A 16,939-nucleotide genomic window follows, 5' to 3' on the forward strand; every position below is an offset into this window, starting at 1 on the left:
GCTCATCGTCAGGCTCCCGTCGCCAGGTCATCGAGGGCCTGCCGGGCCCGCTCCTGCCAGGGACCGGGCAGGGCGGCGGCCCGCTCGAAGGCCTCGCGGGCCGCCTCGGCGTCCTCCCTGTCGCGAAGCAGCAACCCGAGGTTGAACCAGGCGGCGGCGAGGTCCGGGCCCTGCGTCACGGCGTCCTGGAAGGCGACCAAGGCCCCTTGGCGGTCGCCGGTCGCATGGCGCGCGTTGCCCAGGGCGAAGTGGCCCATGGCATGGTCCGGGTGCCGCGCCACCAGTGCCTCCCAAGCGGGCAGGGCGGCCTCTGCGCCCTGCACTCGCTCGAACTCGGCAATGGCATCGAGGTCGCGCCCGGCGCTTCCGCCGGCGGGCAGCTCGCCGGGCGGCAGTGCCACGAAGGCCCAGCGGTCGCTGCGGGCCCAGGTGGCATCGAAGCGCATGAAGGACTCGATGCGAGCCGGCTCCATGCCGCTATGCACGATCATCTCCTTCGCCTCGAGATCGAAGCCGATCGCCACGGCGTAATGCCAGACCGGCCAGGCCGGCAGCGAGAGGTTCTGCATCACCACCACCGGATGGTCGGCGTCGATCTCGGTGAGCAGGGCATCGAGCGAGCCCTCGATCCTGAAGGGGATGCGGCCATGGCGGCGCACCGTGGCCAGCATCTCGGGCTGTACGCTGCCCTCGCGGCCGGGAATGAAGACCTGGGGGATCAGGGTGTCGACGCTGACCGGCACGCCGGTAGCTTCGAGCACCATTGCCAGCGAGGCGGGGCCGCACTGGTAGTCTCGCTGGCCATGGAAGGGGATGTCCTCGAGCAGTACCCGGCTCGGCAATGCGCTGCGGGTCGTCTCGGCCAGCCGGGGAGTGGAGGCGCAGCCGGCCATCACCAGCATCAGCAGCACCAACGCGAGAACGCCCGCAAGGCGGGCGTTCAGGGGGGTAGCGTTCGCGTGATGCCCTTTACGGCATTCAGTCATGCCACGCTCCCATCAGCGGGTGAACGGGAAGACGTTGGTCAGGCCGAGGATATCGGTGACCAGCAGGATCACGAAGACGGCGAACAGGGCGCCGACCACGCTGGCACCGGCGGGGAGCTGTTCGAGCTGGTCGGCCATCTGGGCGGCTTCCGCATCGGACAGGGCGGCCACGCGGGCTTCCACCTCGGCGGGATCGACCCCCTGGGCCACGAGCTGCTCCTGGATATCGTCGCGGGCGAGGATCGCCTGGATCTTCTCGCGATCCCCCTGGGCGCGCTCGGCGTTCAGCATGTCCTGGGTGGTGATCAGGTCGCTGCCCGGGCTCACCGGGGCGGCGGCGACCGGCAGGCTGCCCAGCACCAGGGCAACGATCAGCAGCGGGCTGAGGTAACGGCAGATCTTCTTCATCATCTCGGTGTTCCTTCTTCTTGGGTTTGGCTTCCGGCTCCAGGCTCCGTCAGCACTGCGTCCATGCAGCCCGGCAGAGTGCGATGCACGCCCAGTATAGGACGGAATACCGATGAATTTCATGCCCCTGGCCCGTTTATCCGCGACGCACGTCAGGCCGTCCGGTAGGAGGAGGGCAACTCGGCGAGCAGGCCGCGCCCTCCCGCCAGCGTCAGCGCCAGGTCATGGAGGCCATCCCATAGCGGCACGCTGCTGCCGCCCTTGATGGCCAGGTCCAGGCGCTGGGCGAAGAGCAGCAGCTTGTGCAGCCGCTTCAGCGGCAGTCTTGCGATGGCCTGCTGATAGGCGGGGCGCCGCTTCTCGAAGATCGGTGGCTTCTGGGCCTTGCAGGCATGCTCCAGGCTCTGGCCCTGGTCCAGGTGCTGGTGGAGGGAGAGCAGGAGGCGCAGCTCCCGGGCCAGGGCCCAGAGCACGATGGGCGCCTCGACCCCCTCGCCGCGAAGGCCGGCCATGATGCGAGTGACGCGGGCGCGCTCACCCTTGAGGCAGGCGTCCATCAGCGTGAAGACGTCGTAGCGCGCGCTGTCCTCCACGCCGCCGGCGACCTCCCGGGGACCGACCCTGGCGCCGGCGGGGAGCAGCAGGGCGAGCTTCTGAAGCTCCTGGTCGGCGGCCAGCAGGTTGCCCTCGGTGCGCTCACCGAGCAGGCGGGCTGCATCGAGGTCCAGCGAGAGGCCGTGGCGGCCGGCCCGGTCGCGCAGCCAGTACCCCAGGCGCGAGGCATCCACCGGCCAGACCGGAACGAAGAGCCCGACCTTGTCCAGCGCCTTGAACCAGGCGCTCTTCTGCTCCCGGTAGTCGAGCTTGCCGGCGGAGAGCAGCAGGATGTCGTCGCCGTTCTGCAGGGTCTCGGCATACTCTCGCAGCGCCTTTCCCCCTTCCTGGCCGGGCTTGCTGTTGCCGAGACGCACCTCGATGAGCCGGCGCGTGGCGAACAGGGAAAGACTGGCCGCCGCCTCGGTCAGGCGTCCCCAGGCGAAGTTGGCCTCGACGTGCAGGACCTCGCGCTCCTCGATGCCCCCCTGGCGGGCCGCCCGGCGGACGGCGTCGCAGGCCTCCATGTGCTGTAGCGGCTCCTCGCCGGCGACGATGACCACAGGCGGGAGCTTCCGGGCCAGCGTATCCTCGAGCTTGGTGGCGAATATCTTCACGACAGTACCTTCACGAAAGCCCCTTCACGACGGTTCCAGCGCCTGCAGGCGGTCCAGCAGCTGGCGGGCAGCCTCATCCCGCAGCCGTTCGCGAGCGGCCTCGAGAAGGTCGTCCTGGGCCAGCAGCTCATCGTCATTGACCGTCAGGCGTTCACTGACCTCCAGTCGCTGCTGGTCGAGGAGGTAGGCCCCGTCGGCGCGACGCTGCACGGAGAAGGGCACCTCCAGGCTCAGCTCCAGCTCGCGGGGCCCGCTGTCGAGCCCCCCCACGCGCCGCTCCCGGAAATTCTCGCCCCCCAGGTTGAGCACCCCGGCCGCCCCCTCCTGTACCCGGGTGCCACCCCCCTCGAGTCGCCGGGTGACCAGGCGAGCCAGCTCGGTATCCGGCCCCTCAAGGGTCAGGGCATCGATGGCCAACAACGGCTGGTCGTAGCCTCGCAGGCGAAAGCCACAGCCGGCCAGCGCCAGGGAGGCGCCGGCGGCGAGGCCGATTCGCAGAAGGTGTCGGCGCTGCATGGGTCAGTCTCCCGTCTGGCGCGATGAAGGGGCGCGGCGGTCAGCCCACCACGATGTTGACGAGCTTGCCGGGCACGACGATCACCTTGCGGATGGTCTTGCCCTCGGTATGACGCTGGACGTTCTCGGCGGCGAGGGCCTGGGCCTCGATGGCGTCCTTGGCCGCGTCGGCGGGTGCCTCGATGCGGGCCCGCAGCTTGCCGTTGACCTGCACCACCAGCTCGATGCTGTCGCGCGCCAGGGCCGACTCGTCGACCCGTGGCCAGGCGGCATCGATCGCCGGCTCGTCATGGCCCAGCGCCTGCCACAGGGCGTGGCAGGCGTGGGGCGTGATCGGAGCGAGCAGCAGCACGCAGGCCTCCACCGCCTCGCGGGCCACGGCCAGGCCCAGCGGCGAGGTGTCCTCGAACCGCGAGAGGGCGTTGGTCAGCTCCATCACCGCGGCGATGGCGGTGTTGAAGGTCGTGCGGCGGCCAATGTCGTCGCCGGCCTTCTTGATCGTCTCGTGGGTCTTGCGCCGCAGTTCCCGCTGGGCCTCGGTGAGCGACGGGACATCGAGGGAACCGGGCGTGCCGGCCTCCAGGTGCTCGCTGACCAGGCGCCACAGGCGCTTGAGGAAGCGGCTGGCCCCCTCGACGCCGGAGTCGGACCACTCCAGGGACTGCTCCGGGGGCGCGGCGAACATCATGAACAGGCGCACGGTGTCGGCGCCGAAGCGGTCGATCATGGATTGCGGGTCGACGCCGTTGTTCTTGGACTTGGACATCTTCTCGATGCCGCCCATCTCCACCGGCTGGCCGTCCGCGACCAGCACGGCGCTGACCGGGCGGCCCTTGTCGTCTCGCTTGACCTCCACGTCGGCCGGGTTGAACCACTCCTTGCCGCCGTTCTCGGTAGGGCGGTAGAAGGTCTCGGCGATGACCATGCCCTGGGTGAGCAGCCGCTGGAAGGGCTCGTCGGTCTCCACCAGGCCGAAGTCGCGCATCAGCTTGTTGAAGAAGCGCGCATAGAGCAGGTGCAGGATGGCGTGCTCGATGCCGCCGATGTAGAGATCCACCGGCAGCCAGTAGTTGGCGCGCTCGTCGAGCATCGCCTCCATGTTGTCGGCGCAGCAGAAGCGGGCGTAGTACCAGGACGACTCCATGAAGGTGTCGAAGGTGTCGGTCTCGCGGGTCCAGCCATCGCCGAGGTCGGAGAATTCCGGCATGCGCTTGAGCGGCGAGCCGGTGGCGTCGACGGTGACCTCCATGGGCAGGGCGACCGGCAGCTCCTCGTCGGTGAGCGGCACCGTCTGCCCCTCGGGGCCGTACTTGACCGGGATCGGCGCCCCCCAGTAGCGCTGGCGGGCTACCCCCCAGTCGCGCAGGCGGAAGTTGGTCTTCACCTCGCCGCGGCCGAGCTCGCCGAGCCGCTTGGCGATGGCATCGAAGGCGGCCTCGAAGTCCAGGCCATCGAACTCGCCGGAGTGGATCAGGGTGCCGTACTCGTCATGGGCGCCCTCGGAGAGGTCCGGTGCCTGGCCGTTCGCATCGGCGATCACCGCCTCGATGGGCAGGCCGTACTTGGTCGCGAACTCCCAGTCGCGCTGGTCGTGGCCGGGCACCGCCATCACCGCGCCGGTGCCGTACTCCATGAGCACGAAGTTGGCCACATAGACGGGGACCTCGCGGCCAGTCAGGGGATGCACGGCCAGGTGGCCGGTCGGCATGCCCTTCTTCTCCATGGTGGCGAGCTCGGCCTCGGAGGTGCCGCCGTGGGCGCATTCCTCGACGAAGGCGGCAAGTTCGGTGTCCTGCTGGGCGGCCTGCTTCGCCAGCGGGTGGCCGGCGGCCACGGCGACGTAGGTCACGCCCATCAGGGTGTCGGGACGGGTGGTATAGACCGAGAGCGGCTCGGCGTCGGCGCCCCAGGCCTCCTTGATATCAGAGCCCTCAGCGGGTTTGAGATCGGAGCCATCAGCGGGCTTTATTTGAAAGCTCAGCTCCACGCCGCGCGACTTGCCGATCCAGTTGCGCTGCATGGTCTTGACCTGCTCGGGCCAGTCGATCTTGTCCAGGTCGGCCAGCAGCTCCTCGGCATAGTCGGTGATCTTGAGGAACCACAGCGGGATCTCCTTGCGCTCCACCAGGGCGCCGGAGCGCCAGCCGCGCCCCTCGATCACCTGCTCGTTGGCGAGCACGGTCTTGTCGACCGGGTCCCAGTTGACCGTGGACATCTTCTTGTAGACCAGGCCCTTCTCCACCAGCCGGGTGAAGAACCACTGCTCCCAGCGGTAGTAGTCGACATCGCAGGTGGCGAACTCGCGGCTCCAGTCGTAGGCGAAGCCCAGCGCCTTCAGCTGGCGGCGCATGTAGTCGATATTGTCGTAGGTCCACTTGCCCGGGGGTACCCGGTTCTGGATGGCGGCGTTCTCCGCCGGCATACCGAAGGCGTCCCAGCCCATGGGCTGCATGACGTTGCGACCCTGCATGCGCTGGTAGCGCGAGACCACGTCGCCGATGGTGTAGTTGCGCACATGCCCCATGTGTAGCTTGCCGCTGGGGTAGGGGAACATCGACAGGCAGTAGAACTTCTCGCGGCTGGCGTCTTCCACCGCCTTGAAGCACTGGTTCTCGTCCCAGAACTGCTGGGCGTCGCGTTCGGTCTCGTGGGGCTTGTACTGTGCGTCCATCGCTCTCTTCGGGTACCTTGCAAGTCGAGCGCGGCGCCTTGGCGCCGCGCATGTCAGCGGCCCTTGTCCGGCGTCAAGGTCGGGCGCCGGCGCGGCGCGAAACCATTGAATTACCGGCGGGATGTCGTCTAAATGGAATAACTGGCGAACCGCTAGGATACCCCAGCACGGCGGGCGGCGGCTACGGGCAGCGCCGCCGGCGCCGGACGCCCCCTGTCGCGACACGAGGAGAGCACCATGAGCGAGCAAAAGGATCCGCACCACGACCACCGCCTGCGCGAGGGCTATGAGCGAATGCTCGAGCGGCTGCAAGAGGGGGCCGACGAGCTGACCTGGGAGAACCTCCAGCAGGATCTCGATGATGCGGTGGAGTTCGAGGCCGAACTCGAGGAATTCACCAAGGACGAGCTCTCCCTGCTGCGCGCCTGGGTCGAGCGCGACCTCAAGGAGATGCGTCGCTACCTGGGCGCCGGTGGCGAGGGCGTGGCCGCCTGGCTGGGCATCGACCTCTCCATGCTGTCACGCAAGGTGGTCGACTCGCTGCTCTCCATTGCCGATCGCAGCGTGATCGAGCGGGAACAGCTCGAGGATGACCTGGAGGCGTCGCGCGCCGACTACGTCGCCGGCGAGATGGCCGCGCCCGGTCGCATGGCCTGCACTCACTGCGACGCCATCGTCGAGCTCGAGGGGGTCACCCGCATCGAACCCTGCCACCAGTGCGGCCATCGCTACTTCGTCCGCGCCCCCCAGTGATCCCGCCGGTGGCGGCGGTACCTGGCTGCCGCCGCCTTCCCTACCGCAGGTGCTCCATCGCCAGGATGGCGGCCAGGACCAGCCCGGTCATGGTCGCGGCATAGCCGAGATTCTGCCGCATCATCCGGGCGGCGCTGACCCCGTAGCGCCCCTGCAGCGAGAGGTTGATCCCCGACAGGGGCCCGACGCTGGTGCCCACCGCCCAGGAGGCGAGGGCCACGAAGGCGAACAGGGTCTGGCGCCCGGCGTCCAGGTCGAGCATCGAGGCCAGTACCGACACGCCGATGATGGGGTGCAGGCCCGCCGCGGCGCTGATGACGATGGCCAGGAAGCTGCCCATCGCCTCCAGGGGGCCGAAGCGGGCAAAGAGCGTCCAGTCGGTGTCGGTGGCGGCCCTGATGAAGGTCGAGAGGCCCATGGTCAGCAGTCCCGCACAGAGGAACAGCGAAATCTCCCCGCGCATCGCCGGCAGCCGGGTGATGGCGTGCTGGTGGACCCGCCGGCTCGTCCACTGCAGGCCACGTGGCAGGTTCGATGCCAGCGCCACCGCGGGCAGCAGGAAGGTGATGATGCTGACGATGGACAGCCCCGGCGTCAGGCCGTAGTGGAAGAGCATCACCAGGCCCGCCATGCTGACCGGCATCAGCAGGCTTCGCGGCGACAGCGAGAAGCCGGGGGTGTCGGACAGCTCGAATCGTCGCGACAGCTCGCCGACCGTCAGCATTCCCGAGGCCATGGCCAGCGGCAGTCCGTAGGCGAGGATGGTGGCGTAGCGCATCTCGGGCGCCAGGGTCATCACCACGCCCATGGAGGCGAAGAAGGGCGACCAGAGCGCGGCGCTGGAGAGCCCCCGGTTGAGGCCCAGCAGTTGGGGCATCGAGAGCGGGCCACGCCGCTCCAGGCGATCGCCCACCATGAAGACCGTTGAGAGGTTGAGGATCGACCCGAGCAGGTGGACGCCCAGCCAGGTGCCGAGCATGCCCCGTGCGCCGGTCAGCGCCTTGCCCGAGGGCCGCGACCGACCACGCAGGTTCCCGATCACGCCGATGAAACTCACCCCCACCAGCATGGCGACCACATAGGTATTGCCGTCGAGGATGCCCGGCCAATCGATGCTGGCGTCGTGCCAGGCCTGTGCCAGCACCAGCAGCGTCAGCCCGATCATGGCCAGCAGGCCGGCCTGGCGGCGGGTGCGTCGGGGAATGTCCCGCCACAGCAGGGCCGTCGCCAGCCACAGGCAGTAGCCCACCAGATGATCCGGCGGGGAGAGGTCGGTGAACGTCAGGACCTGCAGGATCAGGCCGGCAAGGATCAGGCCGCCCGCCAGGGCATGGCGGGGGACCATCGGCGGGGCGTTCGTCGCGGACACAGGCGGGGTTCCCGTCGCAAAAAACGAGCAGTCTACCCACGCCGGGCGGTGGCTGTCGCCCGTCCGGTCCTCAAGGCGTGCCTGGCAGGGGAGACGGGGCCACGGTCACCGCCAGGCCATGGCGGCCGGCTCCCGGGCGGCATCGAGCTGGGCGATCATGGCCCGGGCGGCATTGGACAGGGTACGGCTGCGATGGACGAGATAGCCCAGCGGGCGGTGGATCGGCGGGTGGTCCACCTCGAGCACGTGCAGGTCGCCCGCCACCAGCCGCTCGGGCAGCAGGCTCCAGCCGAGGCCAATGGCGGTCATCATCTTCAGGGTCTCCAGGTAGTTGGTGGAGAGCGCCACGGGCAGTTCGAGCCCGGCCGACGAGAAGCGTGACTCGATCAGGCCGCGGGTGAAGGTCAGGGGGCCGGGCAGCACCGCATCGAAGGCGCACAGTGCCTCCAGCGCCAGCCGCCCGTGGGCGGCGAGAGGATGGTCGTGGGCGCAGACGAAGCACAGGCGGTCGATCCACACCGGCACCACCTCGAGCTGCGGGTCCGGATGGGGGGCGAGGGTCACCACGGCCATCTCGAGCTCGCCGTCCAGCACCCCTTGGTAGGCCTGCTCGGAATCCAGGAAGTGCAGGTCGAGCCGCACGTCGGTGTGCTCCCGGGTATACGCCTTGAGCAGCGGCGGCAGCCGATGCAGTCCGATATGGTGGCTGGTGGCCAGCGTCAGGCTGCCCGCCACGCTGCCCTCGAGGTTACCCAGCGCCCGGCGGCTGTCATCCACCATCACCAGGATCTCCCGGGCCCGGGGCAGCAGCACCCGCCCGGCCTCGGTGAGGGTCACCCGGCGGCCGATGCGGTCGAACAGTCTGGCATCGGTCTGCCCCTCGAGCACGGCGATGCGCTTGCTGACCGCCGGCTGGGTGAGGTGCAGCTGCTCGGCGGCGCGGGAGAAGCTGCCGCTGTCCGCCACGGCCAGGAAGGCCTGCAGGCTCTGGGTATCCATGGTCGGGCTCCCGGGGGTGTTTGGAATTCCTGTTTGGAATCCAATCCATAAATAACATGAATTGATTTTATGGGCGATGGGCGGGAGACTGCTGGTATAGCACCGAACGCCACGATGTACCGTCGAGGCCTGATCTGTGGCGCCGGGGGCTGACCGGAAAGGAGGTCCGATGCCAGGGAGGGCATCGGTAGCGTACAGGGGCGTATTCACAGCGCCTCCTTGAAGGTCAGACGTCGGCAAAGCCACGTCGAGGTGCGATTCCGTGATCGGACATGACATGAAGGGCCCAAGGCCCGGGAGAATGAGATGGCAGGCCAGACACTCTACGACAAGCTGTGGTCGCAGCACCTGGTGAAGGAGCGCGATGACGGCACCGCGCTGATCTACATCGACCGTCAACTGCTCCACGAGGTGACCTCGCCCCAGGCCTTCGAGGGGCTGCGCCTGGCAGGGCGCAAGCCGTGGCGTCTCGATGCCAACCTGGCGACCCCGGACCACAACGTGCCGACCACCCTCAAGGAGCGGGCCGAGGGCAACGCCGGCATCAAGGACCCGGTGTCCCTGATCCAGGTGCAGACCCTCGACGACAACTGCGTCGAGTTCGGCATCGAGGAGTTCAAGATCAACGACCCGCGACAGGGCATCGTCCACGTGGTGGGCCCGGAGCAGGGCGCGACCCTGCCGGGCATGACCGTGGTCTGCGGCGACTCCCACACCGCCACCCACGGCGCCTTCGCCGCCCTGGCCCATGGCATCGGCACCTCCGAGGTGGAGCATGTGCTGGCCACCCAGTGCTTGCTGGCCCAGAAGATGAAGAACATGCAGGTGCGCGTCGAGGGCTCCCTCGGCACCGGCGTCACCGCCAAGGACATCGTGCTGGCGATCATCGGCCGCATCGGCACCGCGGGCGGCACCGGCTGTGCCATCGAGTTCGCCGGCAGCGCCATTCGCGACCTCTCCATGGAAGGGCGCATGACGGTGTGCAACATGGCCATCGAGGCCGGTGCCCGGGTCGGCCTGATCGCCGTGGACGACACCACCATCGACTACCTGCGCGATCGCCACTATGCCCCCTCTGGCGCCCAGTGGGACGCCGCCGTGGACGACTGGCGCCAGCTCGTCTCCGACGCCGATGCCGCCTTCGACAAGGTGGTGACGCTGGATGCCGCCGAGATCGAACCCCAGGTCTCCTGGGGCACCAGCCCGGAGATGGTCACCGGCATCTCCGGTGAGGTCCCCGATCCGGCCGAAGCCGCCGACGAGACCATGCAGCGCGGCTACACCCGGGCGCTCGAGTACATGGGGCTGGCGCCAAAGCAGAAGATCACCGACATCCGCCTCGACAAGGTGTTCATCGGCTCCTGCACCAACTCCCGCATCGAGGACCTGCGCGAGGCGGCCAAGGTCGCGCGCGGCAAGAAGGTGGCCGACTCCATCAAGCTTGCCATGATCGTGCCGGGCTCGGGCCTGGTGAAGCGTCAGGCCGAGGCCGAGGGACTCGACAAGGTGTTCCTCGAGGCCGGCTTCGAGTGGCGCGAGCCCGGCTGCTCCATGTGCCTGGCCATGAACGCCGACAAGCTCGGCGCCGGGGAGCACTGCGCCTCCACCTCGAATCGCAACTTCGAGGGGCGCCAGGGCTTCGGCGGACGCACCCACCTCGTCAGTCCGGCCATGGCCGCCGCGGCGGCGATCGCCGGCCACTTCGTCGACGTCCGCCAGATCGACGCCCCATCCGCAGCCGAGGAGGCCTGAGCCATGAAGAAGTTCGAACGCACCCAGGGCCTCGTCGCCCCGCTCGACCGGGCCAACGTCGACACCGACCTGATCATCCCGAAGCAGTTCCTGAAGTCGATCAAGCGCACCGGATTCGGGGTCAACCTCTTCGACGAGCTGCGCTACCTCGACGAGGGCGAGCCCGGCCAGGATGTCTCGAAGCGCCCGATCAACCCCGACTTCGTGCTCAATCAGCCCCGCTACCAGGGCGCGAGCGTGCTCCTGACGCGCCGCAACTTCGGCTGCGGCAGCTCCCGCGAGCATGCCCCCTGGGCGCTGGAGGACTTCGGCTTCCGGGTGGTGATCGCCCCGAGCTTTGCCGACATCTTCTACAATAACGCCTTCAAGAACGGCCTGCTGCTGGTGCCCCTGCCCGAGGAAACCGTCGATCGCCTGTTCGCCGAGGTCGAGGCCAACGAAGGTTACCGGCTCGACGTGGACCTGGAGAACCAGCGGGTGATCACGCCCTCCGGTGAGGTCATCGAATTCGAGGTGGATGCGTTCCGCAAGCAGTGCCTGCTGGAAGGGCTGGATGACATCGGCATCACCCTGAAGGACGAGGACGCCATCCGCGACTTCGAGGCGAAGCATCGCGTCGCGCGCCCCTGGCTGTTCCGCGACACTGCCCAGGCCTGATCCCTCCGAACGAGTCACGTAGCATGGCGACGACAGGGGCGCCGGGGGTAGGCCGCAGAGGAGGTCTTTTTCCAGGGATGGAAAAAGTGGCGCCCAGGGATGGGTTCACAGCGCCTCCGGAAGGCCGGCTCCGCTCGAAGGCCTGCCGCCGGAACAGCCCCGTTGCGCTAACAAGGATGAAGCAATGACACAGAAGATTCTGGTACTCCCGGGAGACGGCATCGGCCCCGAGATCACCGCCCAGGCCAGCCGCATCCTGGCCGCCTGCCAGGCCCGCGGCCTGGACGTTGATGTGGAGGAGGCCCTGCTGGGCGGCAGCGCCTATGACGCGCACGGCGAGCCCCTGCCGGCCGAGACCCTGGAGAAGGCCAAGGCGGCCCGCGCGATCCTGCTCGGCGCCGTGGGCGGCCCCAAGTGGGATAGGATCGAGGACTTGAGCAAGCGCCCGGAGAAGGGGCTGCTCGGGGTGCGCAAGCATCTTGGCCTCTTCGGCAACCTGCGCCCGGCCATCACCTACCCCCAACTGGCCTCCGCCTCCAGCCTCAAGCCCGAGCTGGTGGCCGGGCTCGACATCATGATCGTCCGCGAGCTCACCGGCGGCATCTACTTCGGCCAGCCCCGGGGCATCGAGGAGCGCGACGGCGAGCGCGTCGGCTTCAACACCTATGTCTATTCCGAGAGCGAGATCGAGCGCATCGGCCGTGTCGCCTTCGAGATGGCCCAGAAGCGCGACAAGCGGCTGTGCAGCGTGGACAAGGCCAACGTGCTGGAGGCCACCATCCTGTGGCGCGAGGTGATGGAGCGCCTGGCCCCGGAGTACCCGGACGTCGAGCTCTCTCACATGTACGTCGACAACGCCGCCATGCAGCTGGTGCGCGCGCCCAAGCAGTTCGACGTCGTGGTGACCGGCAACATGTTCGGCGACATCCTCTCCGATGCCGCCGCCATGCTCACCGGCTCCATCGGCATGCTGCCGTCCGCCTCACTCAACGAGAGCGGCCAGGGCATGTACGAGCCCTGCCACGGCAGTGCGCCGGACATCGCCGGCCAGGGCATCGCCAACCCGCTGGCGACCATTCTCTCGGTGGCCATGATGCTGCGCTACTCCCTGGACGAGCCGGCCCTGGCCGAGCGCATCGAGGCGGCCGTGGGCAAGGTGCTGGACGACGGCCTGCGCACGGCCGACATTGCCGCCGAGGGGACCCGCACCGTCTCGACCGCCGAGATGGGCGATGCCGTGCTGGAGGCCTTCGAGGCCCTCTAGTCGCGAGGGGTCGCAGCGCGCCAGCAACGACCACCACCGGCCCCGCCTGCCAGGCGGGGCCGGCTCATGTATAATGTTCCGCACATTCGATCTTGGAGGGCTTCACATGTTGAAAGTCGGTTTTGTCGGTTGGCGTGGCATGGTCGGTTCCGTGCTGATGCAGCGGATGCTCGATGACGGGGATTTCAAGGGCATCGAGCCGATCTTCTTCACCACCTCCCAGGTCGGCCAGGCAGGACCCGATGTCGGCGTCGACGTGCCTCCGCTCAAGGATGCCTTCGACCTCGAGGCCCTCAAGGCGCTGGACGTGGTCGTCACCTGCCAGGGCGGCGACTACACCGAGAAGGTCTACGCCGACCTCCGCCAGGGCGGCTGGAAGGGCTACTGGATCGATGCCGCCAGTACCCTGCGCATGGCCGACGATGCCACCATCGTCCTCGACCCGGTCAACCGCCACGTCATCGATGCCCAGCTGGCGAAGGGCGCCAGGACCTTCGTCGGCGGCAACTGCACCGTCAGCCTGATGCTGATGGGGCTGGGGGGCCTCTTCGAGGCCGACCTGATCGAGTGGATGACCTCCATGACCTACCAGGCCGCGTCCGGCTCCGGCGCCAAGCACATGCGCGAACTGCTCAACCAGATGGGCGGCCTGCGTGACAGCGTGGCCAGCGAGCTTGCTGATCCGGCCAGCGCCATTCTCGACATCGATCGCAAGGTCACGGCGGCCATGCGCAGCGGGGACTTTCCCACCGACAACTTCGGTGCGCCGCTGGCCGGCAGCCTGCTGCCCTGGATCGACAAGCCCATGGAGAACGGCCAGAGCAAGGAGGAGTGGAAGGGCTCCGTGGAGACCAACAAGATCCTCGGCCTCCAGGACAACCCGATCCCCATCGACGGGCTCTGCGTGCGCATCGGTGCCATGCGCTCCCACAGCCAGGCCTTCACCATCAAGCTGAAGAAGGACGTCCCGATCGACGAGATCGAGGATCGCCTGGCCCGGCACAACGAGTGGGTCAAGGTCATCGCCAACGACAAGGATGCCACCATCGACGGCCTGACCCCGGCGGCCGCCACCGGCACCCTGACTGTGCCCGTGGGACGCCTGCGCAAGCTGGCCATGGGCGGCGAGTATCTGTCCGCCTTCAGTGTCGGCGACCAGCTGCTCTGGGGGGCCGCCGAGCCGCTCAAGCGCATGCTGAAGATCCTGCGGGAGCAGTAAGGGCGCGCGGCGAGTGTCCGTCACGCCGTGAACCAGGGCGGGGCGTCTCCGAGGGGAGGCGCCCCGCCTTGCGTTGAGTATGGCGGCACTCGCGCACCCCATGATTGATGTCTTATGTTGAAAGTATGGCATCCGCTGATGTCGCGTAAGGGCGCGTCATTGGGCGGAATGTGTTAAACAGTCATCAAGGCTACTAATAAGATATGACCAGTCCGTCGCCCGGATCGAGGCGTCGGCAGGGAACGACGCAAGGGAACCCGATGAAACGCAAGCTGACACTCGCCATGCTGCTTTCGCTCTCCGCCGCCAGTCCGCTGGCGCTGGCCCTCGGCCTGGGGGAGGCCGAGGTCAACTCGACGCTCAGCGCGCCGCTGCGGGCCAGCATCCCCTTGACGGACAGCGCTGGCCTGCAGGCCGACCTGCTCGATGTCTCGGTGGCCGGTGACCGGGCCTTTGCGGCGGCCGGGCTTTCGCGCACGCCGCTCGCGGCCAGCGTGAAGATGGACGTGAACCGGCGGCAGGGGCGACTGGTGCTCGACCTCACCACCGAACGGCCCGTGCGCGAACCCTGGATTGACCTGCTGCTGCGCTTCGAGTGGCCCGGTGGTCAGCAGCTTCGCGAGGTGACGCTGCTGCTCGACCCGCCGGACTATGATCGGCTCCCGGCGCTCGTCGCGGGGTCCCCGACGACCTCACGGGAGCGCGTGGCCATCCCGCGCTCCTCGTCGACGACACCGGAGCCGTCGTCGCGTCCCGTGGCCCGCCCCTCGAGCTCAGGCGGGTCGGGCGACCCCGCCTGGGTGCGCAGCGGGGACACGCTTTGGGCCATCGCCGGTCGACTGCGGCCGGACAGCGGCATCAGCATGAACCAGATGATGATTGCCCTCGTCGAGGCCAACCCGGAGGTCTTTCCCTCCGGCAACATCAACGCCATGCGCGCCGGCTTCACCCTGGTGGTCCCGCCTCGCGAGGCCATCGCGGCGCGCTCCGAGGCCGAGGCCGGTGGTCTCGTCCAGGCGATGAATCAGGCCTGGGCCAATCGGGGCGGCGGCGCGCCGGCCCGGGTGGCGCTCGGGGGGGGCACCGCCGCCCCATCATCGACCGTGGCCAGCGCTGCGGCCCAGGAGGCCGCGCCGACGGGAAGTCCCGACGACGCATCGTCCGACCCGGCGACGGCCGAGCCTGCCCCCGATCGTGAGGGCGCCGGTGAGGCTGGGCCGAGGTTGACGCTGCTCAGTGATGCCGAGATCGCCGCCGCAGGCGGGTCATCGGCAGGGGACGGCTCGGAGGCGCCCGGGGCCGGGGGCGCGGGGCAGAACGCGCCGGGCGACACCCCGTCCCTGGCGCTGTCGCCCGGCGCCGCGGGGGAGGGCCCGGTCATCGATCCCGAGGTGCTGGCCCTGATCCAGGGCGGCGGCGAGCTCACCGAGGACGAGCGCCTGCTGCGCCTCGAGGCGCGCTGGCAGGAAAGCCGGGAGGTTCTGGAGGCGGTGCGCAGCGAGCGTGACGAGCTCCAGGGCGAGCTCGGTGACCTGCGCGAGGAACTGGAGGCCATGCGCGATCAGCTGGCGCGCCTGACCGCCGGCGGAAACGGGGTCGATGCCGCCGGCGCCGGCGGCGTGGTGGCGCCGGGAAGCGCGTCGCCCTCTGACCAGCAGGCGCCCTGGTGGGGTGCCTTCTACCAGGCCTCTACCAACCGCACCCTGATGCTGGGCGGTGCGGGCCTGGCGGCCCTGCTGGCGCTCTGGGCCCTGGTGCGGCGCCGTCGCCGCCGTGAGGAGACGCCGGCGCCGGTGTTCAACCAGGCCCAGCCGGTGGACCCGGCCGCCAGCGGTGTGGTCATGCCGGGGGCGACCGATGCGGCCGCCCCGGCCAAGGCGGTGCCGGCCGCCGGCCGAGACGAGGAGCAGAAGGCGCCGGTGCGCGCCTCCATGCCCGAGGCAGAGGCCATCAACGAGGCCGACATCTTCATCGCCTACGGGCGCTACGACCAGGCCCGCGAGCTGCTGGAGGCGAGCCTGGTTCGGGAGCCCGGTCGTGACGACCTCAGGCTCAAGCTGCTGCGGGTTCAGCTGGAGCAGGGGGATCAGGCCGCGGCGGCGCGTCAGGCCGAGCAGTTGCGCGCCGGGGGAGATCCGGACGTCCAGGCCGAGGTGGCGCTGCTGATGAAGCGCCACGTACCGAGCGCCGCGACGCCTGGACCCGAGCCGGCGGCCGAGGCCCCGGCTAAGCCACCTGCCGGGCGGGCCGTCTACCCCGTCGCTGATGAGCTGCCGCCCCGTCGGTTCGATCACCACGAGGGCGCCGCTGACACGGGCGACGATAAGGGCGACGAGGCCGTCGCCGCCGGGAGCAAGGAGACCGCCCCTCGGCCTCCGGCCGAGCGCCCGTCGGACTCTGCGACTCCCCAGGGCACTCCCACATCTCAGACCGCGCCCGACATGTCATCGGATGACCAGCCGGCCGACCCCATGGCCCGCTACCGTCCTCCTGAGCTGTCGTCTGCTCCCGAGCCGGCGGCCGAGGAGAAGGCCGACCCCCGCGAGCCGTCGGTGAACGATGCTCGGCTTGATCCGCTGGAGAGCTACCGTCCTCCCGAGCTGGACACCGCGTCCGAGTCGACAAGCGAGGAAGGGGGCGACCCCCTGGCGGCGTCCGAGCGGGATGCGGATACGCCTCAGGCGCCGCCCGAGGTGCCGGCCGATCAACCGCCGCAATCCCCGCTGGAGACGGTCCACGCCGACGACGGGCGCGACATCATCGACTATCGTCCGCCGACCCTGGAGGAGAGCCCCGCGCCCCGCGAGGAGACGCCCATGCAGCCCAGCGTGGACTTCACGCCGTCGGGTCTCGGCGATGCCGGCACGACACCCCCGGCGTCCGGCCCCAAGGCCGTGCGCGATCTGCCCGAGGACTGGGACGTCGAGGAGGTGGCCTTCCCGCCGCTGTCGCGGGATAATGCCCACTTTTCCGCGGTGGCTTCCTCCACGTCGACCATGGCCGAGGCGCGGCGCCTGCTCGATGCCGGCGAGCTCGGTCAGGCCCGGGCGCTCCTCGAGAGTCTCATCGACGAGTCCGACGACCCGGATGCCAAGCAGGAGGCCCGCGAATTGCTGGATCAACACCTGCAATGA

The 16,939-nt window shown here is 69.1% G+C and carries 13 protein-coding genes; 6 read left to right on the top strand and 7 right to left on the bottom strand.

Translation table 11 applies throughout. From position 1 onward, the window contains the following. Window positions 1-8: 8 nt before the first annotated feature. The 5 genes from BOX17_RS14175 to leuS form a co-directional block, all read right to left on the bottom strand. Window positions 9-986, bottom strand: coding sequence for a PA2778 family cysteine peptidase (locus BOX17_RS14175; protein ID WP_071945619.1), 978 nt, complete (start codon window positions 984-986; stop codon window positions 9-11). 12 nt (window positions 987-998) lie between these two features. Next, the gene (locus BOX17_RS14180) at window positions 999-1,394 is read right to left on the bottom strand and encodes a PA2779 family protein (protein ID WP_071946903.1); all 396 of its coding nucleotides are present in this window, start codon (window positions 1,392-1,394) and stop codon (window positions 999-1,001) included. A gap of 152 nt (window positions 1,395-1,546) precedes the next feature. Then, window positions 1,547-2,605: a DNA polymerase III subunit delta gene (gene holA, locus BOX17_RS14185; RefSeq protein ID WP_071945621.1), complete on the bottom strand. Its 1,059-nt coding sequence runs from the start codon at window positions 2,603-2,605 to the stop codon at window positions 1,547-1,549. Between the two features lie 24 nt (window positions 2,606-2,629). Next, window positions 2,630-3,121, bottom strand: coding sequence for an LPS-assembly lipoprotein LptE (locus BOX17_RS14190; protein WP_071945622.1), 492 nt, complete (start codon window positions 3,119-3,121; stop codon window positions 2,630-2,632). 40 nt (window positions 3,122-3,161) lie between these two features. Beyond that, window positions 3,162-5,792 carry a leucine--tRNA ligase gene (leuS, locus tag BOX17_RS14195; RefSeq protein WP_071945624.1) on the bottom strand — a complete coding sequence of 877 codons (2,631 nt, stop codon included), beginning with the start codon at window positions 5,790-5,792 and terminating at the stop codon, window positions 3,162-3,164. A 237-nt stretch (window positions 5,793-6,029) separates the two neighbouring features. On the opposite strand from leuS, the gene BOX17_RS14200 reads away from it, so the two are divergent. Further along, on the top strand, window positions 6,030-6,545 hold the full coding sequence (locus BOX17_RS14200; RefSeq protein WP_071945626.1) for a zinc ribbon-containing protein: 516 nt from the start codon (window positions 6,030-6,032) through the stop codon (window positions 6,543-6,545). Window positions 6,546-6,585: 40 nt separating this feature from the next. Here BOX17_RS14200 and BOX17_RS14205 read toward each other — a convergent pair whose 3' ends face one another. Further along, on the bottom strand, window positions 6,586-7,890 hold the full coding sequence (locus BOX17_RS14205) for a hypothetical protein (RefSeq protein ID WP_071945628.1): 1,305 nt from the start codon (window positions 7,888-7,890) through the stop codon (window positions 6,586-6,588). Between the two features lie 129 nt (window positions 7,891-8,019). After that, the gene (locus BOX17_RS14210; RefSeq protein WP_071945630.1) at window positions 8,020-8,913 is read right to left on the bottom strand and encodes a LysR family transcriptional regulator; all 894 of its coding nucleotides are present in this window, start codon (window positions 8,911-8,913) and stop codon (window positions 8,020-8,022) included. Window positions 8,914-9,219: 306 nt separating this feature from the next. Here BOX17_RS14210 and leuC point away from each other — a divergent pair, with 306 nt between their 5' ends. From leuC to BOX17_RS14235, 5 genes are all read left to right on the top strand, one after another. Beyond that, on the top strand, window positions 9,220-10,665 hold the full coding sequence (gene leuC, locus BOX17_RS14215) for a 3-isopropylmalate dehydratase large subunit (protein WP_071945631.1): 1,446 nt from the start codon (window positions 9,220-9,222) through the stop codon (window positions 10,663-10,665). A 3-nt stretch (window positions 10,666-10,668) separates the two neighbouring features. Then, window positions 10,669-11,322, top strand: coding sequence for a 3-isopropylmalate dehydratase small subunit (gene leuD / locus BOX17_RS14220; RefSeq protein ID WP_071945633.1), 654 nt, complete (start codon window positions 10,669-10,671; stop codon window positions 11,320-11,322). A 184-nt stretch (window positions 11,323-11,506) separates the two neighbouring features. Beyond that, window positions 11,507-12,586 (top strand): 3-isopropylmalate dehydrogenase, encoded by a 1,080-nt coding sequence (gene leuB, locus BOX17_RS14225; protein ID WP_071945635.1) that lies wholly within the window; start codon window positions 11,507-11,509, stop codon window positions 12,584-12,586. Between the two features lie 106 nt (window positions 12,587-12,692). Further along, entirely contained in the window at window positions 12,693-13,805 is a 1,113-nt protein-coding gene (asd, locus tag BOX17_RS14230; RefSeq protein WP_071945637.1) for an aspartate-semialdehyde dehydrogenase, read from the top strand. A gap of 260 nt (window positions 13,806-14,065) precedes the next feature. Beyond that, window positions 14,066-16,939, top strand: a complete 2,874-nt coding sequence (locus tag BOX17_RS14235; protein WP_071945639.1) for a FimV/HubP family polar landmark protein — start codon at window positions 14,066-14,068, stop codon at window positions 16,937-16,939.

Origin of the sequence: Halomonas aestuarii (genome assembly GCF_001886615.1) — a bacterium.
GTDB lineage: Bacteria > Pseudomonadota > Gammaproteobacteria > Pseudomonadales > Halomonadaceae > Halomonas > Halomonas aestuarii.

Excerpts from the sequence above, each read along its gene's own strand:
- BOX17_RS14175 (WP_071945619.1), bottom strand. The coding sequence starts at position 986 with ATGACTGAATGCCGTAAAGGGCATCACGCGAACGCTACCCCCCTGAAC.
- BOX17_RS14180 (WP_071946903.1), bottom strand. The coding sequence starts at position 1,394 with ATGAAGAAGATCTGCCGTTACCTCAGCCCGCTGCTGATCGTTGCCCTG.
- BOX17_RS14190 (WP_071945622.1), bottom strand. The coding sequence starts at position 3,121 with ATGCAGCGCCGACACCTTCTGCGAATCGGCCTCGCCGCCGGCGCCTCC.
- leuS (WP_071945624.1), bottom strand. The coding sequence starts at position 5,792 with ATGGACGCACAGTACAAGCCCCACGAGACCGAACGCGACGCCCAGCAG.
- BOX17_RS14200 (WP_071945626.1), top strand. The coding sequence starts at position 6,030 with ATGAGCGAGCAAAAGGATCCGCACCACGACCACCGCCTGCGCGAGGGC.
- BOX17_RS14205 (WP_071945628.1), bottom strand. The coding sequence starts at position 7,890 with ATGGTCCCCCGCCATGCCCTGGCGGGCGGCCTGATCCTTGCCGGCCTG.
- BOX17_RS14210 (WP_071945630.1), bottom strand. The coding sequence starts at position 8,913 with ATGGATACCCAGAGCCTGCAGGCCTTCCTGGCCGTGGCGGACAGCGGC.
- leuC (WP_071945631.1), top strand. The coding sequence starts at position 9,220 with ATGGCAGGCCAGACACTCTACGACAAGCTGTGGTCGCAGCACCTGGTG.
- leuD (WP_071945633.1), top strand. The coding sequence starts at position 10,669 with ATGAAGAAGTTCGAACGCACCCAGGGCCTCGTCGCCCCGCTCGACCGG.
- leuB (WP_071945635.1), top strand. The coding sequence starts at position 11,507 with ATGACACAGAAGATTCTGGTACTCCCGGGAGACGGCATCGGCCCCGAG.
- asd (WP_071945637.1), top strand. The coding sequence starts at position 12,693 with ATGTTGAAAGTCGGTTTTGTCGGTTGGCGTGGCATGGTCGGTTCCGTG.
- BOX17_RS14235 (WP_071945639.1), top strand. The coding sequence starts at position 14,066 with ATGAAACGCAAGCTGACACTCGCCATGCTGCTTTCGCTCTCCGCCGCC.